We start from the raw sequence: 23,033 nt of genomic DNA, 5'->3' as shown, positions 1-23,033 counted from the left end.
ATCGGAAGGCCAGCCGGTTGTCGGCGGATGGCGTTCCCCGCCACCCCGCGACCATGCTGGCGAAATTACTCACTGTCCCGCCTCCCCGGCAAAGAGGCGCGGATAAAGATCCCGGTAGCGCCGGTAGCCCTCGGCATAGACGGCGGCATTCTCCGGGTTCGGTTCGATACGCGGCCCATTGCTCACGAATCGCGAAATGTCGCTCCACTCCCCGGCCAGGGCGGTGCCCATCGCGGCGGTCCAGGCAGCGCCGAGACACGACCCCGGATGCCCTTCCAGAAGCTGGATCGGCCGCTGCAGGATATCCGAGACGATCTGCATCCAGACCACGCTCTTCGAGCCGCCGTCGCAGGCGATGTAGGTGTCGGTCGCGTGGCCGATGTCGTTGAGGACCTCGACATGATGGGCGATCGCGTAGCCGTAGGATTCGAGCAGCGCGCGCCACATGTGACCGAGCCCGTGCGAGAAGCTGATGCCCGAGAAGACCGCCCGCGCGGCCGGATCGTGGATCGGCGTCTTCTCGCCGAGAAAATACGGAAGCACCGTCACGCCATCGGCGCCGGCCGGCAGGTCGGCGGCCAGCGCGTCGAGCCGCGCATGGATGGTGATGCCGGCGTCCGCGGCCGCGCCGGCTTCGCCGCCGCCGAAGGTCCCGACGAACCAGTTGAGCCCGGAGCCCCCGGTCGCCATGCACCCGTTCGGCACGAAGAGGCCGGGCACGAGGTGATAGTCGAGATACATGCGCGGATCGGGCTCCGCCCGGTCGGCCGCGACCAGAACGTCGACGGACCCGCCGAACTTCAGGAGCGTGTCGCCGCGTCGCGTCAGGCCGGCGGCAAGCGCCGAGGCAATGAGGTCGGCCGCGCCGCCAACCACCGGCGTTCCGGCCTTGAGGCCGGTATCGGCCGCGGCCTGCGCGCTCACCTTGCCGAGCACGGCATGCGATTTCGACTTCGGCGGCAGGGCGTCGCGCGGGATGTGCGCCAGCGCCACGAGATCATCGGCAACCGCATCCTTGGCAAGGTCGACGAAGCCGCCTTCCAGCGCCCAGTTCTGTTCGACCGCCCGCTCGCCGGTCAGCCGCCAGTTGATGTAGTCGTAGGAACCGAACACGGTGGCGATGCGCGCAAACGCTTCCGGCTCGTGCTTTTCGAGCCACCGCAGCTTGCAGATGACCAGTTGCTGGTTGATGCCGTTGCCGGCGCGGCGCACGAAGTCGTCGCCGTCGATCTCGGACGCAAGGTCCCGCACCTCCGCGCCACAACGCGCGTCGCTCTGCTGGATGCTGGGCCGGATCAGCTCCCCGTCCCGGTCGAGCAGGACCACAGCCGGCAGCATCCCGGTCACGCCGATGGCGTCGATGGATTCGAGGTCGACGCCCCGGTCGCGGAATTCAGCGAGGATGGCGCAGACATTCGTCCACCACTGGCGGGGATCTTCCTCTGCCCATCCCGCATGCGGCGCCGACAACGTCATCGGCCGGGAGACGATCCCCATCACCTCACCCGGCAACCGGATGAGGATGCCGATGGTGGACGTCGTGCCGATGTCGAGTCCCAGGACGCAGGCCATGCAGATTTCACGGTTTTGGTGATCGCGGTACAGACGTTGTGTAACATGGTCAGTGACCCAAACAATCTTTTTCAAACATGTTTGAACAGGTCCGCGATATCGAGGACCACGCGTCGATCCGCTCCAGGCCAGCCTGCCATCACTTGCCCTTGACGCCATGCCCGCCGAACGGTTGCAACATAAACGCTCATTGATAATGACGAAGAGTGCCGGGATCGGGTGGCCGCGTTCAAACCCGACGGCCCAATCCGGACCCTGTCCGCAAGGAGTGAACGATGCCCGCAGGTGACGTTCCCCATCTGAGCGCCGTCGAGATGGCCCGGCTCGTTCGCGAGCGCGCGCTGTCCCCCGTCGAGTTGATGGACGCGGTGATCGCCCGGATCGAGGCCCGCAACCCGACCCTCAACGCCCTGGTCTACAGCGCCTTCGACGAAGCACGCGACAAGGCGAAGATCGCCGAGAGAGACGTGATGGCCGGCAAGGCGCTTGGGCCGCTGCACGGCGTCCCCACTGCGATGAAGGACTGCGTCGACTTCAAGCCCGGATGGCCGAGCACCTTCGGCGGCATCCGCTGCCTCGCGAATGCGATCGCCGATTCCTGTTGCACCTTCGCGGAGCGGATGGAGGCGGCCGGCGCCATCATCGTCGGCAAGACCAACAGCCCCCAGTTGGGCTTTCGCGGCACCTGCGACAACACCCTCTTCGGCCCGACCTCGACGCCATTCAAGGTTGGCTACAATTCCGGCGGTTCATCCGGCGGCAGCGGCGCGATGGTCGGCGACGGCATGCTGCCCTTCGCTGAGGGAACGGACGGCGGCGGATCGATCCGCATCCCGGCGGCATGGTGCGGCGCCTTTGGCTACAAATCCTCCTATGGCCGCGTCGCATCGATGTCCCGGACCAATGCCTTTTCCGGCACATCGCCCTTCGTTACCGAAGGCATCATCGCACGGCGTGTCGAGGATGCGGCGCTGGCGACCACGGCGATTGCCGGCTACGACCATCGGGACCCCTTTTCCCTGGATGAGTCGGTGGACTTCACCGGCGCGCTGAACACCGACATCCGGGGCTGGAAGATCGGCTACAGCCGCGACTTCGGCATCTTTCCGGTCGATCCGGCGGTCATCGAGGTCGTCGACGCGGCGGTGAAAGCCTTTGAAGACGCCGGGGCGATCGTCGAGGAAGTCGATCCCGGTTTCGGCTACAGCCAGTCCGAACTCAGCGATGTCTGGTGCCGGTTTTCCGGCCTCAACGCCATGGGCGCCTTCGAGGCCTACAAGGCGATGGGCTACGACATCCTCAAGGACCATCCCGACGACGTTCCGCCCGAGGTCCACGAGTGGGACCGGATCGCCCGGACGCTGACCCCGCTCGACAAGCACAACGACCAGATCATCCAGACCCGGATCTTCCTGGCGATGCAGGCGATGCTCGCAAAATACCGGATCGTGGTGACGCCGACGCTGGCCGCCATGCAGGTGAAGAATGCCGATGATGGCAACACCCGCGGCCCGGCGACCATCAATGGCGAGGCGGTCAACCGGCTGATCGGCTGGTGCATGACCTATCCGGTCAATTTCAGCGGCCATCCCGCCGCTTCCGCCCCGGCCGGGCTGTCGTCGAAGGACAAGCTGCCGGTCGGCCTCCAGATCATCGGCCGGCGCTACGCCGACAACGATGTCTTCGCCGCCTCGGCCGCGTTCGAACGCCACCGGCCGTGGATGGACAGCTACGCCATTCCCGAGGCACGTCCCCTTTGAACCACAGAGACTCTCGATGAGCGAACCCGTTGTGACCGACTTCATCATCGTCGGCGGCGGTTCCGCCGGCTGCGTGCTTGCCTCCCGCCTCAGCGAGGACAGCGGCACCAGGGTTCTCCTTATCGAGGCCGGCCGCGACCTCACCGAGGAGACCATGCCGCGGGACCTGCGCAGCGGCTTCCCGGGCCGCGCCTATCTCAACCGCGAATATCTCTGGCCCGGGCTCTCGGCAACGCTGACATCGCGCGGCGCCAATGCCCCTTCGCGTGACGCCGGCTTCTACGAACAGGCCCGTATTCTCGGCGGCGGATCGAGCATCAACGGCATCGGCGCCAACCGCGGCTCACCGGCGGACTATGACGAATGGCGCGACATGGGGCTGGAGGGCTGGTCGTGGGACGAGGTGCTGCCGTTCTTCAAGAAGCTGGAGCGGGACCTCGACTTCGACAACGCCTACCACGGCAAGGACGGCCCGCTGCCGATCCGTCGCCTCGGGCCGGCGATCTGGACACCCTTCACCCACGCGATGATGACGAGTTTCGTGCTGCGCGGCATTCCGTTCCGCGCCGACCAGAACGGCAAATGGGAAGACGGCGTCTTCGAGATGGCGCTGAATGTCGACGAGAAGCGCGAACGCGTCCCGACATCCCTTGCCTACCTGTCGGCCGACGTCCGGCGGCGCCCCAATCTGGAGGTGCGCACCGGTCTGACGGTGGAGCGCATCATCCTGGAAGGCAGCCGCGCCGTCGGCGTCACCGTGCGTGGCGAAGACGGTGTCGTGTCCGAGTTGCGCGGCGGGGACGTCATCGTCAGTTCGGGCGCGCTCGCCTCCCCCGCCCTCCTGATGCGCAGCGGCATCGGGCCCGCGCCCCATCTGGCCGATTGCGGAATCGAGGTTCGGCAGGACCTGCCGGGCGTCGGGCAAAACCTGATGGAGCATCCCTCGGCCGGCGTCATGGCCTTCCTCAAGCCACATGCCCGCCAGCCGCGCGACGCCTATTATCACATCCCCATCGCCATCCGTTACTCGTCCGAGGTCGAAGGTTGCCCGACCGGCGACATCCACATGAACGTCATGACGCGGGCCTCGTGGCACCAGATCGGGCGGCAATTCGCCCCGCTCTTCTTCTGGATCAACAAGTCCCATTCCCGCGGCCAGCTCATGCTCGATCCGGACGCACCGGACGGTCCGCCGCGGATCGACTTCCGCATGCTTTCCGACCCGCGTGACCTCCAGCGACTGGCTGACGCCTTCGAATACGCCATGGAGCTGTTCGCCGACCCGGTGGTCGCCGACACCATCGAGGAGATCTTTCCCGTCGAGATGTCCGAGCGGGCGCGCGGCTACACCTATCCGACGCAGCGCAATGCAATCATCACCGACCTCCTGAGCCGCGCCCTCGATACCGGGTCCGCCGTCCGCAAATGGGCGCTGCCGAGGATGATGGAAGGCGCACCGTCCCCGCATCGCCTGGCCGCCAACCGCGAGGCGCTCGAAGCCTATCTCAAGGAGAAGGTGGGCGGCGTCTGGCACCCGTCCGGAACCTGCCGCATGGGCGTCTCAGGCGACCGGATGGCCGTCACCGACCATAACGGCCGCGTCCGCGGGGTCGACGGCCTGCGCGTCTGCGACGCCTCGGTGATGCCGACCATCCCCTGCGCCAACACGAACGTGCCGGTAATCATGGTCGCCGAGAAGATCGCGCAAGGGATTCGCGACAGTCGCGTCGGCTGACGCCGGTCACTCCGCTGCCTGCATGAGCGAGACGGCGCGGTCGGCGACGGCCATCGTCGGCGCGTTGGTGTTGGCGGTGACGAGCTTCGGCATCACCGAGGCATCGACCACCCTCAGGCCATCGATCCCCCGAACCCGGAGCCGGGCGTCGACCACCGCGTCCGGATCGTCGTCATGCCCCATCCGGCACGTGCCGACCGGATGGTAATCCGTCTTCACGGTCCGGCGCATATGGGCGTCGAGCGTCGCGTCGTCGGTAGCCCCCGCACCGGGAAAGAACTCGCCCTCGACGATATCGGCGAGCGGGCGCGCTCGCAGGATCTCCCGCGCCACGCGCAACCCTTGCCGCAGATGGGCGATATCGGCCGGATCGGCGAGATAGTTCGGATTGACCAGCGGCAGGTCGCCGGGATCGGACGACCGGAGCCGGACCCATCCGGTCGAACGCGGCCGCATCAACACCGCATGTAGCGTGATCCCGTCGACATCGGGCACGCTGCGCACATCCGCATCGACATAGCTGGTTTTCGGAACGCACCAGATCTGGACGATCGGGTCGCCCGTACCGTCCTCCGGCACGTGGAACGAACAGGCCTCGACGCCGTTCGTCGTGACCCGCCCCCGGCCGGTCAGCAGGTATTCGATACCGTTGGCGAGCATCCGAAGGCCGCGGTCCTGCTGGTAATATCCGAGACGACTCCGCGTCGTCGCCATGACCGGCGACCCGCAATGGTCCTGCAGGTTGCTCCCGACGCCCGGAAGATTGGCGAGGACGGGAATGTCGAGGGCGCGCAGATCGTCGGCCGGGCCTATCCCGGAGAGCATGAGCAGTTGCGGTGACACGAATGCACCGGCGGCGAGGAGCACCTCGCCATCGGCGCGCGCCACGCGGGCCTGGCCGTTCGCGACATACGCGACACCGATGGCCCGGCCGTTCTCGATCAGGATCCGCTGGACCTGCGCTCCGGTCTCCACCGCCAGCCGGTCGTCGCCGGCCAGCGGCGTCAGGAAGGCGTCGACCGCGCTGCATCGACGCCCGCCGCCGGCCGTGATCTGGATGGTGCCGACGCCATCCGGCTGGCCCCGGTTGAAGTCCAACGTGTAGCCGAGCCCCATCGCCTGGACGGCCTTCACATAGACGTGGCTCATCTCGCAGACGAACCCCGGATCCGAGACCCGCAGCGTCCCGTCGACACCGTGGAAGGCGTTGTTGAACCGCTGGTTGGCCTCGACCCGCGTGAAGTGCGGCAGGATCTTCTGCCACGACCAGAGGTCCGATCGCGCGATCGTCCCCCAGGCGTCGTAGTCGGCGGCGCGGCCGCGCATATAGGCCATCGCGTTGACGCTGCTGCCACCGCCAAGCACCCGGCCCTGCGGGATCGCCTGCACGCGGCCGCCAAGCTGCTCCTGCGGCACGGTCTGGTGTTGCGTCAGGTAGCGAGTCCCACCAAGGATCCGGCTGAACCCGGCCGGCATCCTGAGCATCCAGTCCTTGTAGGGACCACCGGCTTCGAGCAGCAGGACGCGGGCGCCGAATTCCGCCACCAGGCGCGAGGCGGCGGCGCAGCCGGCCGAGCCGCCGCCGATCACGATATGGTCATAGCCTGTCGCCGCCATTTTCCGGCCCTTCCCGCCTGCGTGCTGCCTATATCTGATCGAGCGGATAGAGCGGCCGCGTTACCCTGGTGAAAGGAATCCGGCGCATGTCCGGCGCGGTCGGTCCCGGCGTATTCGCCACCAGGATGCGGCTGGCCGCCGGTCCGAAGCTGGCGCGGAAATGCGACGGCGACTTGACGAAGACGAGCGCGGCATCCTCGAGCGCCAGCCCTTGCGAGGTGTACAGCGCCTTGTCCCATTCCATCGACGGCTGCGTCCGGATCAGCAGGCGGATCGATCCGATGGCAAGGACGACAGTCGGTCCCATCGACATCTCCAGCCCGTGCATCCCGCCATCGCCGACGATGTATCGCCCGTCCGACACCGACACCACCGTGCCGGTGATCGCGACCGGCGACCCGTCACTGACCGAGAAGGCGTGTCCGACCGGCACCGTGATCGACGCTCCCTCGCCGGCCGCAATGGCCGCCTGCGCGCCCGCCGGATCGCACAGGGTCAGGTAGCTGAGCCGTGGCGCCTCGTCGGCCTTGTTGGCAAGCAGCGCCTTCAGCACCGCGGCGCTGTCGGCGGCGGACCCGCCGGTCGGCGCGTCGCCGGCATCGCTGACCAGCGTCATGCCTTCCGAGTCGAGCCCGATCCGGATTGCATCGTCCAGTTCCGTCAGCTCCGGGAAGAAGTCGCCGCGCCGTTCCCACGCCATCCCGGCGAGCCGTTCCGCCGCGTCCTCGGCAGCGGAACTTGTCTCGGCGCAGACCAGAACGCCGAAGCCGAGGTCGGGCACGTCGATCCAGGGCTGGACCGGAAACAGCGCCGCGTGGATGACCGCGCCCGTCTCCTCCATCCGTCGCGCCGCCGCGACAACCGGCAGCAGCGGGCCGTCGGTGGTCCGCGCGCAGGTCGGGCTGACCAGCAGCGGACGTTTGGCCAGCCCCATGGCCGGCATCGGCCGCCCGCCGACGACCTTCATCATCAGCCGCGCGGTGCGGACGCCGGTCTCGTAGATGTCGGTATGGGGATAGTTGCGATAGCCGATGAGGAAGGTATCCGGCTGGAGCATCAGCGGCGTCAGGTGACCATGCAGGTCGAGGCTGACGCCGATCGGTGTCCCGTCGGGCAGGATCCGCCGCATCCGCTCGATCATCTCGCCGTCGCCATCCGGCTGGCCCTCGACGACAAGGGCGCCGTGCAGGGCAAGCAGCAACCCGTCGACGGGGCCCGCGGCGCGCAGCCTGTCCTCGATCTCGCCGACCAGCGTCTCGAAAGCATCCCGCGTCACCGTCCCGCCGGCCGCGGCATAGGCGGCGAGGAGCGGCACCGGCTCCACCCCGGCATCGGCCAGCACGTCGAGAAAGCCCGGAACCTCGGTTCGCGCCTCGCCATACCCGGTTAGGATGGCTTCGCCGCGCAGCAGATAGTAGCTGGCGAAGGTCTCGACCGTGGTCTTGAGTGGGGAAAAGCTGTTGCTCTCCTCCCAGAGGGAGGCGACTGCAATCCTGGACATGTGTCTCTCTTGTACATTCGCCGACGCACCGCTCTTGCCACGAATACGCCGCTTCACTGGCTCCCTCGCATACGGCGGATGCGACGCGATCCGCAAGACGGCCCGCAGGCAAGGAGGCCCATCCGTTCCCCCTTGGCAGCGGACGCAGGCTGCGATAACATTATAATATTATATGTCTCTGAAAACGATAAGTGCGTCGCCCGGACGCCGAGGACATTGAGGAAACGCATGCCAGATCAGGCCAGGGCCGGTCGCCGCAAGTCCCGCGCGCCGAAGGCGGATTTCGACCGCGACGAGCTGCTCGCACTCTATGAGAAAATGGTGCTGCTGCGGCGCTTCGAGACGCTGGCGCAGGGTGCCTGCCGCAAGGGCGAGACCCCCGGCTTCTTCCATCTCTATATCGGCGAGGAAGCGACCGCGGTCGGCGTCTGCGCCAACCTGCGCGACAGCGACTGGATCACCTCGACCCATCGCGGCCACGGCCACGCGCTGGCCAAGGGCATGGACCCGAAGATCCTGATGGCCGAGCTTTACGGCAAGGCCGAGGGCTGCTGCGGCGGGCGCGGCGGCACCATGCATCTCTATGACCGCTCGGTCGGCCTGTTCGGCACCAACGGCATCGTCGCCGCCGGCATCGGCCATGCGGTCGGCGCCGGCATCAGCGCCCGCACGCAAGGCCGCGACGACATCGGCGTCGCCTTCTTCGGCGACGGCGCGATCAACCATGGCGGCTTCCACGAGGCGACGAATTTCGCCGGCGTCCAGAAGGCGCCCGTCGTGCTGGTCTGCGAGAACAACCTCTACGCCACCGCGACGCCGCTCGCGTCGGCGACGCTCAATCCGGAGATCGCCACCAAGGCCGCCGCCTACGGCATTCCCGGCATCGCCGTCGACGGCAATGACGTGCTGGAGGTCCTGACCGTCACCCGCGAAGCCGTGGCCCGCGCCCGTCGCGGCGACGGGCCGACGCTGATCGAGGCCAAGACCTACCGCACCGTCGGCCATCACGAGGGCGACCCGGTGGTCGGCACCTACCGCACCCAGGCGGAAGTCGACCTCTGGCTGCAGCGCGACCCGATCACCCTCTTCCGCCGCCGCCTCGTCGACGAGTTCGGCATCGACGCCGAGACCGATCTCGATCCGATCGATACGCGCATCGAGGCGGTGGCGCAGGAAGCGCTTGAATTCGCGCGCAACGCCACCGATCCCGATCCGGCGACGGTCGGCCAGCATGTCTATGCCGAGCCGCTCAACCCCGCCGACGCCCTGCGTCCCGCGTCGGGCGGCGCGACGGTCGAGCAGAGCTGGCTCGACGCGGTCCGCGACGGCCTTGCCGAGGAAATGCGGCGCGATCCCAACATCCTCTATTTCGGCGAAGGCACCGGCGAGCGCGGCGGCACCTTCGCCCATACCAAGAATCTCTATCAGGAGTTCGGCCCCGCCCGGATGGTCGATACGCCGATCTCCGAGCAGGGCTTCACCGGGGCGGCGCTCGGCGCTTCGGCCACCGGCTCGCGCACCGTTGCCGACCTGATGTTCGCCGATTTCATGTTCGAGGCCGCCGGCCAGATCGTCCTGCAGGGCGCCAAGCTCCGCTACATGAGCAACGGCCAGATGAACGCGCCGATGGTGGTTCGCGTCGGCATGGGCGCGGTTCGCAGCGCCGGTCCGCATCACAGCGGCGCCTATTATCCGATGTGGGCGCATGTCCCCGGCCTCATCGTCTGCGTGCCGTCGAACCCGGCCGACGCCAAGGGCCTGATGAAGACGGCGCTGCGCGCTGGCGACCCGGTGATGATGCTCGAGCCCAAGGCGCTCTTCGCCACCAAGGGCGAGGTGCCGGTCGGCGAGCATCTTGTCCCCTTCGGCGTCGCCCGTATCGCCCGTCCCGGCCGCGATCTCACCATCGCCACCGCCGGCCAGCTTGTCGGCCCCGCCCTGCAGGCGGCCACGACGCTGGCGGCGCAGGGGATCGAGGTGGAAGTCATCGACCTCAGGACGATCATGCCGCTCGACGTGGCGACGGTCGCCGCCAGCGTCGGCCGGACCCACCGGCTGCTGGTCGTCGACGAAGCCTGGGCGATGTGCGGCGTCGGCGCCGAGCTTGCCCAGGCGATGAACGAGATCGCCTATGACGACCTCGACGCGCCGGTCGCCCGCCTCCATACCGACGCGATGTCCCATCCCCTGGCCCCGTCGCTCGAGCGGGCCATGCTCGTCGACACCGACAAGATCCTTGCCGCCGCGCGCGGCCTGATCGACGGCAACGCGCCAGTCCCCAGCCACTGGCGCTACGCCGCCGTCGACGGGGCTCCCGTCGCGCAGGCGGCTCCGGCCCCGGCCGTCCAGGCTGCCGCCCCGCCTCCCCCCGCGCCGCCCCCGGCGGAAGCGCCTGCCAGCAATGGCGCGGCGCAGTCCGTTGCCGGCGAGCCGATCACCATGCCCTTCGGCGACCTGACGATCAGCGAAGGCAAGATCGTCCGCTGGGCCAAGGGTGACGGCGATACCGTCGAGCCCGGCGAACTCGTTGCCGAGATCGAGACCGACAAGTCGGTCGTCGAGATCGAAGCCCCGGCCGCCGGCCGCCTGACCATCGAGCAGCAGACGGGAACCGTCGTGCCGATGGGCGGCCGGATCGGCGTCGTCAGCCCCGGTTGATAGGGAAACCGCAAGAATGATCGGGAGACTGTTGCCGTGACGCCGAAGCGCGCGCCGACCGACCAGCCGGGGCCCCGCGTCCGCTCCACCCCCTATGCCCGCCGCCTTGCCCGCGAACGCGGCATTCCGCTCTCCGCCCTCGCCGGCACGGGTCCGAACGGACGGGTGACGGGCAAGGATGTCACCGACTTCGTCCCGGCGGTCGCGACCGCCGCCGCTGCGACCGTCCACGCCCCGATGCCGGCGGCGCTGGCCGCATCGGTCTCGCTCGCCGCGATCCGGGACCTCCTCCCCCAGTTCGATGACGTCGTCCCGGCGATCGAACTGGTCGATGTCTGCCTGAAGGCGACCGCCGCTGCTCTGCGCTCAGCGCCGGATCTGGCAACGGTGATCGTCCTCGACTCCCGTCGGCTTGCCGGACTCGACCGGCTGACCCTCGGCGCCATCGCGACGCTGCGGCAGGAATCGGACAGCGCCGACGAAGTGGCCGATGGCGGCGATCTCGTCGTGACCTGGATCGACCGCGCGGGCATCCGTCCGGTCGCCATGCCGATGCCCGAAGGCGCGGCCGCGCGGCTGGTCATCGCCGCCAGTGCGGATTCGGATCGCGCCGAGTGTCTTTTAAGCTACGATCCCCGCCGCATCGGCGATTCCGAGGCAGCTGATTTCCTCCTCGCCTTCAAGGCCGCCATGGAGATCCCGCTCCGGCTGATCGCATGATCGATGCCGAAACGGGTTTCGGGGAGTTGGAATGGCTATTGAAGACATCGAGGGCAAGCTCGGCACCGCCGAGGACCTCACACGCTACGTTCGCGACCTGATCGCGGCTGCCGGAGCGGATGCGCCAAGCGCCGAGGCGACGGCGCGCGCCGTGGTCGATGCCTCATCGCGCGGCGTCGATACCCACGGCGTCCGGCTGGTGCCGTGGTATCTGGAAATGGTCGAGGGCGGCCGCGTCAACACCCGCCCGAACCTCACCTTCACACAAAAGGCCGCCGCCGTCGGCCATGTCGATTCCGACGATGGTTTCGGCCATCGCGCCAGCTTCCGGGCGATCGAGGAAGGGTGCGCCATGGCCGCCACCTCCGGCATCGCCGCCGTCACCGTCGGGCGCTCGACCCATCACGGCGCCACCGGCGTCTATACCCTGGCGGCGGCCCGCAACGGCTTCGCCGCGCTCGGCATGACCCATGCCGACCCGGCAGTCGTTCCCCATGGCGGTACCAAGGCCTTCTTCGGCACCAACCCGATCAGCTTCGCCGTACCGGCTCCGAACGGGGAACCGGTGCTCCTCGACATGGCGACCAGCAGCATTCCCTTCAATCGCGTGCTGCTCCGCCGCGCGACGGGCACTGCCCTCCCGCCGGAAATCGCGGTCGACGCGGGGGGCGACTTCACCACCGACCCCCACGCCACCGTCGCGCTGAAATCGCTCGGCGGCGGCACCTTCGGCTACAAGGGCGCGGGGCTGGCGGCGATGGTCGACATCCTCTGCTCGGCCTTCACCGGCATGGGCCACGGCGCCACTTTCGCTCCGTTCAACGGCCCCGACTACAGCAAGCCGATTCCGATCGGCCATTTCTTCCTTGTCCTCAACCCGGCGACGTTCCAGGCGCTGTCCCTCTTCGACGCCCGCATCGCCGCCTTCCTCGACGACCTGCGCAACGCCCCGGCCCATCCGGGACAGCGCATCATGGCGCCCGGCGATCCCGAGCATGAGGAAGCTATCCGCCGACGGGAGCGCGGTGTGCCGATCGACCGGGTGACGTGGAAAGCGCTGGCGGTCGCGGCGAAGAAATACGGCGTCGCCCCGCCACGGGTCACCGACACGGCGGACGTCAGCGACAACAGGGAGACTGCCGCCGGATGAAGATCTCGGCTGAGGGCAAGACGGCGCTGATCGTCAACGGACAGGGCAAGGTCGGCCAGGCGATCGCCGCCGCGCTGACGGCAAGTGGCGCCACGGTCGTCGAGGCGACGGCAGGCGGCCTCGACCTCTCGTCGCAGGCCGCGGCAACCCGATCGGCGCCCGCCGTCGCTGACTCGCCCTTCCTCCTCATCCATGTCAGCGCCGGCCTCAACTCCACCGACCGCGCACCGGACGGCTCCGCTCCGTCGGAGCTTGACCGTTTCGCATTCGCCGCCCGCGCCTTCGCGCCGCAGGTCGCGCGGATCGTCCATGTCATCTCGGCCGCCGGTGTCGTACCGTTGCGCGGTGACGCCGCCTTCTCGGCCGCGCAGGCCGGGCTTGCATCGCTGACCCGCGCCCTGGCGATGGAGCTTGCGCCCGATGTCGTGGTCAACGCGCTGGCCGTCGGTGCCGTCGACGATGCCGACGAGCGCCTCGTCTCCCATTCGCCGCTCAAGCGCGCCGCCACCCCCGCCGAGATTGCCAACGCCGCGCTGTTCCTCGCCGATCCGGCGAACACCTACACCACCGGCCATGTCATGACCGTCGATGGCGGCTGGTCGATCGGCTACGCGCGGGATTTCTGATCATGGACGCCTTGCCTTCGGAGACACCGCATGGACGTTGACCTCACCGGCCGCGTTGCCTTCGTCACCGGCGCCGCCGGCGGCATCGGCCGCGCCACCGCCGAGCGCATGGCCGCCTGCGGCGCGGCGATCGTCGTCGCCGACATCAACGGCGACGGCGCCATCGAGGTCGCCGGCCAGTTGCCGAAGGCAATCGCGATCACCGTCGACATTCGCGACTCCGACGCGGTCGAAGCCGCGGTCTCCAAGACGGTCGAGAGCTTCGGCCGCCTCGACATCCTGATCAACAATGCCGGCGTCAACACCTTCAAGGACCGCGTCGACATCGACGCCTTTCCGGCGGAGGAATGGCGGCGGATCGTCGGCATCGACCTCGACGGCCTCTACCTGATGAGCAAGGCAGCCGCGAAGCCGATGATCGCGGCCGGCGGCGGGCGGATCGTCAACGTCGCCTCCGTGGTCGGCGTTACCGCCATGCGCCTGCAGAGCGCCTTCGTCGCCGCCAAGGCCGGCGTCATCCACCTCACCCGCTCGATGGCGCTCGAACTCGGGCCAAAGGGCATCATCGTCAACTCGATCGCGCCGGGTTCGGTGATGACCGAGGGCACCCGCCAGCTCTTCTATGGCGAGGATGGCTCGTTCCGGGCCCAGACCGCCGCCTTCATGAAGCATATCCCGCTCGGCCGTCCGGCGACCGTCGAGGAGATCGCCGAGGGCATCCTCTTCCTCGCCGCCCCCGACAATTCCTACATGACCGGCCACCTCTTGATGGTCGACGGCGGCTGGACCGCCGGCTACATGCTCTGACCGATCGCCTTTCGGCGCGAAGGCTCAGCCGGAATACGAGCCCTTCGGACCTTCGGCCGAGAGGCCCTGATCGCCGCGATAGGCTCGCCACTCGCCCATCAGCGCGGTTGTCGCCTGGCGGTAGTAGTAGATCTCGCTGCCGGTCGCGACCATCAGGAAGCCGTCATCGAAGACCTGCTGCCAGCTCCGCCCGATGCGCGGCACGCTGGCCAGCGGCTTGCCGGCGTCGACTGCCGCCTTCATTGCCTGTTCGATCAGCGCGGTGACTTCCGGCGCTCCGGTCTGGCCCGGCAGGCCAATGCTCCCCGACAGGTCGGTCGGCCCGATGAAGACAACATCGACGCCGTCGACCCCGGCGATTTCCCGCGCATTCTCCACCGCCCTGGCGGTCTCGATCTGGACGATGATCAGCAGGTTGTCGTCGGCGCGGTCGTAATAGTCCGCCTGGAAGCCGTAGCTCGACGAGCGGGTGATGTCCCAGGCGTTGCCGCGGCTGCCGCGCGGCGGAAACCGGCAGGCGGCGACGATCGCCCGCGCTTCCTCCGCCGTCTCGACCATCGGCACCAGCAGCCCCTCGACGCCAGCATCGACCAGCCGCTTGAGGTAGACCGGCTCCGACGACGGCACCCTGACCACCATCGTCGCCTCGCCGCCGGAGGCCGCCCGCATCTGGTCGATCGCATCGCCGAGATCGCCGGGACCGTGCTCCTGGTCGACGATGAAGAAGTCGAAGCCGGCGGTCGCGGCAAGTTCCGCGAAGGTCGGGGTCGCGCTTTGCAGCCACGTTCCGAAGGATCGCTCGCCGGCGCGAATCCGGGCCTTCAGGCGGTTGGGGCGGAACATGGTCTATGCCTCGTTTTCGCGGTAGCGGGCCAGCTTGGCCTGGAAGCCCGGCCGGTCGAGCACCGCTGGATTGACGACATTTTCGGGAACCAGTCCGCGCGACGCCCTGAGCATCCCCTTCGACACCGTCGTGGTGATCAGCCGCGCGGCGTCGCGGGTCGCCGGCAGCCAGTGCGGCGTCACGATGACGTTGTCGAGCTCGAGCAGCGGATCGTCGAGCGGCAGCGGTTCATGCTCGAAGACGTCGAGCCCGGCGCCGGCGAACCAGCGTTCGCGAAGCGCCCGGGCGAGCGCCACCTGGTCGACGATCTCGCCGCGCGCGACATTGACGAAATAGGCTTCCGGCTTCATCAGCCGCAGATGTTTTTCGCCGATCAGGTTGCGCGTCGCCGGCTCCAGCCGGTTGTGCAGGCTGACGAAATCCGACCCGGCGAACACCGCCTCGAGCGTCGGCACCAGCGTCACGCCGAGCGCCTCGGCGGCGGCGGGGTCGGCGCGCGGCGAATAGGCGATGATCCGCATCCCCCAGGGCTGCATCAGCCGCGCCAGTTCGCGGCCCGTGGCGCCTAGGCCGACGATGCCGAGGGTCTTGCCCGGCAGGTCAGCGCCCATCGTCACCGGTTGCAGGTCCCAGCGGCCGGTCCGCGCCAGCTTCTCCTGCTCCGTCAAGCGCTTGGCGAGCGCGAGGATGAGGACGAAGGCCGAGGACGCGGTCGAATGGGTGAGCGCGTCGGGGGCGTTGAACACCGCCACGTCGGCCGCCGTACAGGCGTCGAGGTCGATCTTGTCGACACCGACGCCGGCCCGGCCGATCACCACGAGATCGTCGGCGCCCTCGGCGAAGGCGCTGGCCTTGACCCACGGCCGGAAGATGACGATGGCATTGGCCCCGGCGACGTGATGCGGCTCGATCTCCAGCGAGTAGAGCCGGTCCCAGTAGCCTGCATCGCCGGGCGTCGGGCTCTGGTCGCGCAGGAAATCGTAGCTGATGAACGGGCTCCCCTCGTAGAGGTCGAGGGCGATATCGCCGACGCCGATGGCGCCGGTCTCGTCGAGATAGTCTCCGGTGTAACCGATCTTGAACGGGCGCATGGCTACCAGGCCTTCAGGTTGTCTTCGGTGGTGATCTCGACCCGGGCATTGGGCCGCTCGGTGAAGCCGTCGCGGAGCCGCGTGCCGAGCCCCGGCCGATCGGGAAGCGTCAGGTGGCCGCCGGCGACCGGGATGCGGTCGGTGACGACGTCGTCGTACCAGCCGTCGATATAGCCGCGCACGGTTTCCATGATCAGCGCATTCGGCGCGTGCAGCATCAGGTGGGTCGCCGCCCACAGCGCCACCGGACCGATGGTGTCGTGGCAGGTCAGCGGCAGGTAGGCGGTGTCGGCCATCGCCGCGATCTTGCGGCCCTCGGTCAGCCCGCCACCCCAGGACAGGTCGGGCATGATGATGTCGGCGGCGTTCTTCTCGATCCACGGCCGGAAGCCGAAGCGGGTGAAGACCCGCTCGCTCTGGCAGATCGGGATCGACGTGTCGGCCTTCAGCCGCACATAGGCGTCGACATTGTCCGGCGGCATGATCTCCTCGAGCCACAGGATGTCATACGGCTCCAGCGCCCGCGCGATCCGCGTCGCCGAGGGCAGGTCCCAGCGGGCATGGCCCTCGATGGCGATCGCCATCCTGTCGCCGACCGCCTTGCGGATATCCTCGACGATTGCGACGCCGCGCTTGAGGTCGTCGTTGGAGATGTGGTGGCCGAGCGTGCCGGCCGCCGTCACCGCCCCCCAGACCATCACCTGTTCGCGTTCCCTCCCCGGCCCGGCCAGCGTCGGCCCGAACTGGTCGAAAGGCCAGATCTTCATCGCCGTGATGCCGCTGTCGAGCAGGTCGGCGGCGAGTTCGGCGGCGCGGCCGTTCAGCCAGGCGTCGAGATCGGGGTATTTCCCATAGCCGACGCAGGTGTTGTAGATCGGAATCCGGTCGCGGCTGCGGCCGCCGAGCATCGTGTGGATCGGCAGTCCGGCGATCTGGCCGAGCAGGTCCCAGAGCGCGACATCGACCGCCGAGATCGCCCGCATCTCCGCCCCCATCGCGCCGCAGAAGTTCACCAGCGCGAACATGTTGCTCCAGTGATTCTCGATGTCGCGCGGGTCGCGGCCGACCAGCAGCGGTGCGAAGACGTCATGGACGATCGCGGCGACGGCGCGCGGCAGGTAATAGGTCTCGCCGAGGCCGGAGAGGCCGGTATCGGTGTGGATGCGGACCCACAGGTTGTTGGGCAACGCCTGCCGCGCGGAGGCGTTCTGTTTCGCCCACTCCTTCTGCGGCAACGCCTCGAACCAGATGGTCTCGACCTTGTTGATCTTCATGGACGGTTCCTTGGTACGGGGAATCGGAAATCACGCTTCGTATGCAGTCGAACAAGGCGCTCGCAATGCCTCCCGATTCTCGCGAGGGATGGCGCAGATGGAGACGGCGCCCCCTCGCCCCTTGTGGGAGAGGGCCGTTTCTCTTGGCGAGCGACGAGCGAGCTTAGCGAAACGGGGGTGAGGGGTACCCCGCCGGGCGTCTCGCTCTCTCCTCATCGTAGCGGGCTGCACCCGCGAGGTCTCAGGATTGCGGGCTTGCCGGTGCAGCCGGCTTCGTGAACGCCGCGGCAATCGCCCGACGGGGTACCCCTCACCCTTCCGGCCTAAGCGTCTCGGCCGCTTCGCGCCCTGCGACGCAAAGGCCGAAAGCCCTCTCCCACAAGGGGAGAGGGGAATGAGCCCATATCCGATTTCCCTGCCGAACCGGGAAAGGATCGCGGTGTCGCTGTCCTTGCTCATGTGTTTCCCAACTTGAGCCTAGCCCTTGACCGCCCCGGCGGTCAGTCCGCGCAGGATGTGCCGCTGGATGGCGAGATAGAAGAGGATCGGCAGGACCGAGAAGGTAACACCGGCCGCCATCAGCACGAACAGCGGCGTATCGAGCTGGGTGATCAGCGTCGCAAGGCCGAGCGAGCCGGTATAGAGGCCGCTCCGGGTGATCAGCGCCGAGGAAAAAAGGTACTCGTTCCAGGAGAAGAAGAAGGCGACGACGCTGACCGCGACCAGCCCCGGCCGGGTCAGCGGCAGGACGACGCTGAACAGCGTCTGCCAGTGATTGCAGCCATCGACCAGCGCCGCCTCGACGATCTCGCCGGGCACCGCATCGAAGGACGCCTTGAGGATCCAGGTGCAGAGCGGAACGACGAAAGCGGCGTGCAGCAGCGCCAGCATGGTCAGGTTGTCGGTCCAGCCGAAGGCGCGGAACAGCGTCAGTTCCGGCGCGACGATCATCGCGCCGGGCATGATCTGGGTGAACAGCAGGAAGAGGCCGAGCAGGTTGCGGCCGCGCCAGCGCAGCCGCGACAGCGCATAGGCGGCCGGCACCACGACGATCAGCGTGACGACGACGACGATCGCCGCGACATAGGTCGACATCAGCAGCCACTCGACGATCGGCTTGTCCTCGAAGAGGCGCGCGAAATTCGACCATTCGAGGCCGCGGGGGATCAGCGCCGGTGGCCAGGTCAACGAGAATTCGCCCGGCTGGATCGCGTTCAGCACCATCCAGTAGACCGGGAAGAGCACGACGAAACAGACGATCAGGATCAGCGCTGCGCGCAGGACGGCGCCGAGCGCCGCCGCCCGGTCGGCGGCCGACCGCGCCGATGCCCGCTGCTCGGGAAGCAGGGTCGCGCTCATGGCGTTTCGCTCGTCAGGCGGCGCTGGACGGCGATGAAGGCCACCGTCGCCATCGCCGCGAAGATCAGGCCGACCACCGCCATCGCGCTTGCATAGTTGAAATTATAGAAGCGGAAAGCCTGCATGTAGATCGCCGGCGCCAGCGTCATCGTCGCGTCGACCGGCCCGCCGCCGGTGATCAGCCAGATCAGCGTGAATTGCTGCATCGAATAGATGAAGGCGAGGACCGCGAGCAGCGCGATGCTCGGCCGGATGCCAGGCAGCGTGACATGGAGGAACTGCCGGCCCGCACTGGCGCCATCCAGCTTCGCCGCCTCATAGAGTTCTTCCGGCACCGCCTGCAGCGCGGAGAGCAGCACCAGCGAGTAGAAGGGAAAGCCCTTCCAGACCGTGACGATGATGACGATCGCCATCGCCAGTGTCGGGTTCAGCGTCCATTGCGGATTCTGGGTGACGCCAGGCAGCATCCGGGCGAGGAGATTGAAGACGCCGAAGGTCGGGTCGATCATGAAGATGAAGGTGATCGCCACCGGCACTTCCGGGATAGCCCAGGGAATCGTCAGCAGGCCGCGCACCGCCGCCCTCCCCCGGAACTGCCAGTTCATCAGCAGCGCGACGCCGAGGCCGGCGACGAGAATGATGATGTCGACCAGGACCGTAAAAACAAGCGTCCGGCCCATGATCCGCCAGAAATCCGGGTCGACCAGCATCTGGCTGAAATTCGAAAGATCGAAACCGCCGGCCGGTCCCTCGACGCTGGCCGCCATCCCGGTGACGATGGCGTAGACGAGGAAGACCGCCTCGAGCGCGAGGAGCGGCAGGATCAGCCAATAGGCGCTGCTCCCGGAAGCGTTCCACCGGAATCGGCGTCCGGGGCCTGCGGCGCTCGCCACCGTCGCGGCAGAACTCATTACCCCTCCCCGATCGCCCGGCCCCGCGGCTGCGGTCTTGCCCGGGCTACCAATCGGCCCGCGCCGAAGATCGGCGCGAGCCCTTTGGTTCTTGTCCGTCCGCCTAGAGCTTGGCGGACAGCGCCTCAAGCTGCTTCTGGGCCGCGTCCATCGCGTCCTTGACCGAGCCGCCCGGCTGCATGGCGCGCTGGAAGTTCTGCATGACGATGCGACCGAACTGATCGTCGACATAGGCGAAGTCGCCCATCACATCGATCGGCGAAACCTGCTTGGCTTCCTGGAAGCCGCTGACCCAAGGCTTGTCGGCGAGGAAGTTCTTGAAGCTCTCCGATTTGGCCGCGAGGTCGTAGGGCGGGATGACGTAGAGGTTCTTCTCCATCAGCGCGGCCATGATGTCCGGCTGCATGGTGAACTTGATGAACTCCATCGCGCCATCGACATGCTTGCTCGACTTCAGCGCCATCAGCGGATGGATGCGATCGAGCGAACGCTTACTCGGCCACGGCGGCGGCGCCGACAGGAGGTCCGGGTAGATTTCCGGATTGGTGGCGCGCAGCACCACCACCGTCGGGTTGACGCCAAACGCCTGGGCGACCCGGCCGTCGGCGGTCAGCTTCATGATCGCGCTCTGGGCGGTGCCCTGCGGCACGCCGGCCTCGTAGAGCCGCTTCCACAATTCCAGGCCCTTGACCGTCTCCGGCGAATTGGCGAGCGGCGTCTTGCCCTCCGCCCATTTGCCGTCATAGGGCAGGCAGAAATTCTGGAGCTGGAACCACCACTCGCCGCCGTCCGAGATGTTGTTGGTCAGAGCGATGCCGAACTGGTCGGGGCGGTTGGTGAGCTTGGCGGTGGTGTCGACCCAGCCGTCCTGGTCGGTGGCCGGCTCGACACCGGCTTCGGCGAACAGCGCCTTGTTGTAGACAAGCGCGAAATTCACGTCGATCGCCGACAGCCCATAGAGCTTGCCGTCCTCGCGGAGGAAGTCGTGGCCGCCGCTCGGCGTGATGCCGAGGTCGGAGACGATCGGATCCAGCGGCTCGGCCAGCTTGAACTTGCGGATCACCTGAGCGGCAAGGTCGGGCATCGCCATCAGCACGTCGGCGTCGATACCGCCTGCCTGCGCCTGAATCACCACGTTGGAGATGTACTGCCCGGCCGGCCAGCCGGTCCATTCCACTTCGTATTCCGACTGGGACTGGTTGAACTTGTCGAAGACGGCGTTCCAGCCGTCCTTTTCGCCCGGCTGGAACTGTTCCCAGCTCATCACCTTCAGCGTCTTGCGGCCGGCGGCGAAGCTTCGGCCGCCGGTCAGGGTCGAGGCAAGCACGCCCCCGCCGATCGCGGTCGCTCCGGCAAGCAACTGCCGGCGGGTCGGCTTCATCAGTGAGATGGAATTGGCAGGCGAGGCACTGCACGAACGCGGCTTGGTGGTCACGATATTCCTCCCTCAACGGTTCCCGGTGTCTTCGCCGACTGGCGCGATGACATGGGTTGCATCGGCAACTGTTTATTGTTTACAATTTAACGGTAGAGAGCGGTGCCGACCCTGTCAAGCCGCGACGGTTCTAGTCAGTGGTGGAGTGGCCGCTATCCTTCGCGAGCATCACCAGAAGGCGTGCATGGGCGCCGCCGATGTGCTCCTCGATCGCCGCGGTCGCGGCGGCGACATCGCCGGCGCGCACGGTCGCGACGAGGTTGGCATGGTCGCGATGCCAGCTGTCGAGGTAGTCGTCGGGCAGCGCGTCGCGCAACAGCAGAAAGACCATGACCTGCGAACGCAACCCTTCCCAGGCGCGGTAGAGGCGCCGGTGATGGGCCGCCCGAAACAGCGCATCATGGAAATCGATATCGAATTCAGCGACCTTCTTCCGGGTGATGTTCTCGCGCGGAGTGGATTGAAAAAGCAGGAGAATTGCTTCCAGCGGCGCAAGGTCCGAAGCCGTCGCCTTCTTGCAGGCCTGCTCGATCGCCAGCCTTTCCAGCGCGGTGCGCAGGCTGTAGATCTCGGCGACGTCGTCCGGCGAGGTGGTCGCCACGGTGGCGCCGCGATGGGTTTCGTGGACGACAAGGCCTTCCTGCTGAAGCTTGAACAGGGCCTGGCGGATCGGGCCGCGGCTGACGTCGAGCATCTGGGCAAGGTCGTCCTCGATCAGCCGCGTGCCGGCGGCGAGCTTGCCCGAAAGGATCGCCTCGCGGATTGCATCGACGACATCGTCCATGAGGACGCGACGACGCCGGGGCTGCACGGGTTGATCGATACTGTTGTCTTCCATCATGAAGCCTGTTTACAATTTACAAAAGCCTTCGCCAAGTCTTTCATCGGCGAGGACCGTACTCCAAGGGAGAGACTATGCGTATCCTGAAGGTCAACACCTACGCGCCTGACAGCCCGCTATACCAAGCCTTCGGGCCGGATGTGACCTTCGACATCCATCGCGCGGGTGCGGAAGCGGTCGCGCCACCGGTTGCCGAATCATGCCGGCTGGCGGATGCCGTCATCAACTGCGCGGCGTCCTTGCCGATCGGCGTCGAACCCGACGGCTTCGAGCGCTGCCGCATCGTCGTCCGGGAGGGCGTCGGCTACGACAATCTCGACCTCGAGGGCTGGGGCGCGCGCGGCGTGCCGGTCTGCAACGTCCCGGACTATGGCACCACCGAGGTCGCCGACCATACCCTCGCCCTGACGCTGGCCCTCACCCGCGGTACCGGCGCCTATGACGAGGCGCTGCGCAACAATCTCATCCCCGGCTGGACCTACAAGACAGCGCCTCTCGTCCGGCGCCTGCGCGGCGCCACCTTCGCCGTGCTCGGTCTCGGCCGCATCGGCCTCGCCACCGCCCGCCGCGCCGCCGCCTTCGACATGAAGGTCATCTTCCACGACCCCTATCTGTCGAACGGCGCCGAGCTCGCCGTCGGCTACGAGCGGGTGCGTTCTCTCGAGGAGTTCATGGCGCGGGCGGATATCCTCAGCGTCCATACCCCCCTCACCGAGGAGACCCGCGGCCTGATCGGCGAGAAGACGCTTGCCCATGCCAAGCCGGAGCTGATCGTCATCAACACCGCGCGCGGGCCGATCGTCGATCTCGACGCGCTGGCCAGCGCCCTGCGCGAACGCCGCATCGCCGGCGCCGGCCTCGACGTGTTGCCGCAGGAACCGGCCGACATGGCGCACCCACTGATCGCCGCCTGGCTGGCCGGCGATCGCTGGGTCCGTCGTCGGCTGATCCTCACCCCTCACGCTGCCTTCTACAGCCCGTCGGCGCTGGAGGACATGCAGCGAAAAGCCATCGAGGTCATCGTTTCCTACCTCCGGGACGGGACACTGATGAACTGCGTCAACCAGCAGTATCTCAAGGCCCGTCCGTAGCCGTCCCATCGCCGTCCACGACCACGCTTCAGGGGTGTCCG

At 67.6% G+C, this 23,033-nt stretch carries 18 protein-coding genes; 8 read left to right on the top strand and 10 right to left on the bottom strand.

What is annotated here, in order from left to right:
• Positions 1-69: 69 nt before the first annotated feature.
• Positions 70-1,572 carry an FGGY-family carbohydrate kinase gene (locus BLT60_RS11215; protein WP_090876535.1) on the bottom strand — a complete coding sequence of 501 codons (1,503 nt, stop codon included), beginning with the start codon at positions 1,570-1,572 and terminating at the stop codon, positions 70-72.
• Between the two features lie 275 nt (positions 1,573-1,847).
• Here BLT60_RS11215 and BLT60_RS11210 point away from each other — a divergent pair, with 275 nt between their 5' ends.
• Positions 1,848-3,332, top strand: a complete 1,485-nt coding sequence (locus BLT60_RS11210) for an amidase (RefSeq protein ID WP_090876534.1) — start codon at positions 1,848-1,850, stop codon at positions 3,330-3,332.
• Positions 3,333-3,348: 16 nt separating this feature from the next.
• Entirely contained in the window at positions 3,349-5,067 is a 1,719-nt protein-coding gene (locus BLT60_RS11205) for a GMC family oxidoreductase (protein WP_175478389.1), read from the top strand.
• A gap of 6 nt (positions 5,068-5,073) precedes the next feature.
• Here the strand turns inward: BLT60_RS11205 and BLT60_RS11200 are convergent, their stop codons facing one another.
• Both BLT60_RS11200 and BLT60_RS11195 read right to left on the bottom strand, forming a co-directional pair.
• On the bottom strand, positions 5,074-6,684 hold the full coding sequence (locus BLT60_RS11200) for a GMC family oxidoreductase (RefSeq protein ID WP_090876532.1): 1,611 nt from the start codon (positions 6,682-6,684) through the stop codon (positions 5,074-5,076).
• 28 nt (positions 6,685-6,712) lie between these two features.
• Positions 6,713-8,185 (bottom strand): M81 family metallopeptidase, encoded by a 1,473-nt coding sequence (locus BLT60_RS11195; RefSeq protein ID WP_090876531.1) that lies wholly within the window; start codon positions 8,183-8,185, stop codon positions 6,713-6,715.
• 228 nt (positions 8,186-8,413) lie between these two features.
• On the opposite strand from BLT60_RS11195, the gene BLT60_RS11190 reads away from it, so the two are divergent.
• The 5 genes from BLT60_RS11190 to BLT60_RS11170 are packed head-to-tail and all read left to right on the top strand — an operon-like array spanning position 8,414 to position 14,146.
• The gene (locus BLT60_RS11190; protein WP_090876530.1) at positions 8,414-10,843 is read left to right on the top strand and encodes a thiamine pyrophosphate-dependent enzyme; all 2,430 of its coding nucleotides are present in this window, start codon (positions 8,414-8,416) and stop codon (positions 10,841-10,843) included.
• 36 nt (positions 10,844-10,879) lie between these two features.
• Positions 10,880-11,563 (top strand): E3 binding domain-containing protein, encoded by a 684-nt coding sequence (locus BLT60_RS11185; RefSeq protein ID WP_090876529.1) that lies wholly within the window; start codon positions 10,880-10,882, stop codon positions 11,561-11,563.
• Positions 11,564-11,594: 31 nt separating this feature from the next.
• Positions 11,595-12,713: an Ldh family oxidoreductase gene (locus tag BLT60_RS11180; RefSeq protein WP_090876528.1), complete on the top strand. Its 1,119-nt coding sequence runs from the start codon at positions 11,595-11,597 to the stop codon at positions 12,711-12,713.
• A complete protein-coding gene (locus BLT60_RS11175) occupies positions 12,710-13,339 on the top strand; it encodes an SDR family NAD(P)-dependent oxidoreductase (protein WP_090876527.1) in 630 nt (209 codons plus the stop codon). The genes BLT60_RS11180 and BLT60_RS11175 overlap by 4 nt, the downstream gene beginning before the upstream one ends.
• A 30-nt stretch (positions 13,340-13,369) precedes the next feature.
• Positions 13,370-14,146: an SDR family NAD(P)-dependent oxidoreductase gene (locus tag BLT60_RS11170; RefSeq protein ID WP_090876526.1), complete on the top strand. Its 777-nt coding sequence runs from the start codon at positions 13,370-13,372 to the stop codon at positions 14,144-14,146.
• A gap of 24 nt (positions 14,147-14,170) precedes the next feature.
• Here the strand turns inward: BLT60_RS11170 and BLT60_RS11165 are convergent, their stop codons facing one another.
• From BLT60_RS11165 to BLT60_RS11135, 7 genes are all read right to left on the bottom strand, one after another.
• Complete coding sequence (locus tag BLT60_RS11165) at positions 14,171-14,989, bottom strand: HpcH/HpaI aldolase family protein (RefSeq protein ID WP_090876525.1); 819 nt, start codon at positions 14,987-14,989, stop codon at positions 14,171-14,173.
• Positions 14,990-14,992: 3 nt separating this feature from the next.
• Positions 14,993-16,081, bottom strand: a complete 1,089-nt coding sequence (locus BLT60_RS11160; protein WP_090876524.1) for an NAD(P)-dependent oxidoreductase — start codon at positions 16,079-16,081, stop codon at positions 14,993-14,995.
• A gap of 2 nt (positions 16,082-16,083) precedes the next feature.
• On the bottom strand, positions 16,084-17,355 hold the full coding sequence (locus tag BLT60_RS11155) for a mandelate racemase/muconate lactonizing enzyme family protein (RefSeq protein WP_090876523.1): 1,272 nt from the start codon (positions 17,353-17,355) through the stop codon (positions 16,084-16,086).
• 477 nt (positions 17,356-17,832) lie between these two features.
• A complete protein-coding gene (locus BLT60_RS11150) occupies positions 17,833-18,714 on the bottom strand; it encodes a carbohydrate ABC transporter permease (RefSeq protein WP_090876522.1) in 882 nt (293 codons plus the stop codon).
• A complete protein-coding gene (locus tag BLT60_RS11145) occupies positions 18,711-19,625 on the bottom strand; it encodes a carbohydrate ABC transporter permease (protein ID WP_175478388.1) in 915 nt (304 codons plus the stop codon). Before BLT60_RS11145 ends, BLT60_RS11150 begins: the two co-directional genes overlap by 4 nt.
• A gap of 103 nt (positions 19,626-19,728) precedes the next feature.
• Positions 19,729-21,060 (bottom strand): ABC transporter substrate-binding protein, encoded by a 1,332-nt coding sequence (locus tag BLT60_RS11140; RefSeq protein WP_139167803.1) that lies wholly within the window; start codon positions 21,058-21,060, stop codon positions 19,729-19,731.
• 130 nt (positions 21,061-21,190) lie between these two features.
• Positions 21,191-21,844 carry a GntR family transcriptional regulator gene (locus BLT60_RS11135; RefSeq protein WP_175478387.1) on the bottom strand — a complete coding sequence of 218 codons (654 nt, stop codon included), beginning with the start codon at positions 21,842-21,844 and terminating at the stop codon, positions 21,191-21,193.
• Between the two features lie 131 nt (positions 21,845-21,975).
• Here BLT60_RS11135 and BLT60_RS11130 point away from each other — a divergent pair, with 131 nt between their 5' ends.
• Complete coding sequence (locus BLT60_RS11130; protein ID WP_090876519.1) at positions 21,976-22,992, top strand: C-terminal binding protein; 1,017 nt, start codon at positions 21,976-21,978, stop codon at positions 22,990-22,992.
• The last annotated feature ends 41 nt before the right edge of the window (positions 22,993-23,033 follow it).

This window comes from Bauldia litoralis (assembly GCF_900104485.1).
In the GTDB taxonomy this organism is placed as follows: domain Bacteria; phylum Pseudomonadota; class Alphaproteobacteria; order Rhizobiales; family Kaistiaceae; genus Bauldia; species Bauldia litoralis.
This window is presented reverse-complemented; position numbering and strand designations above follow the sequence as displayed.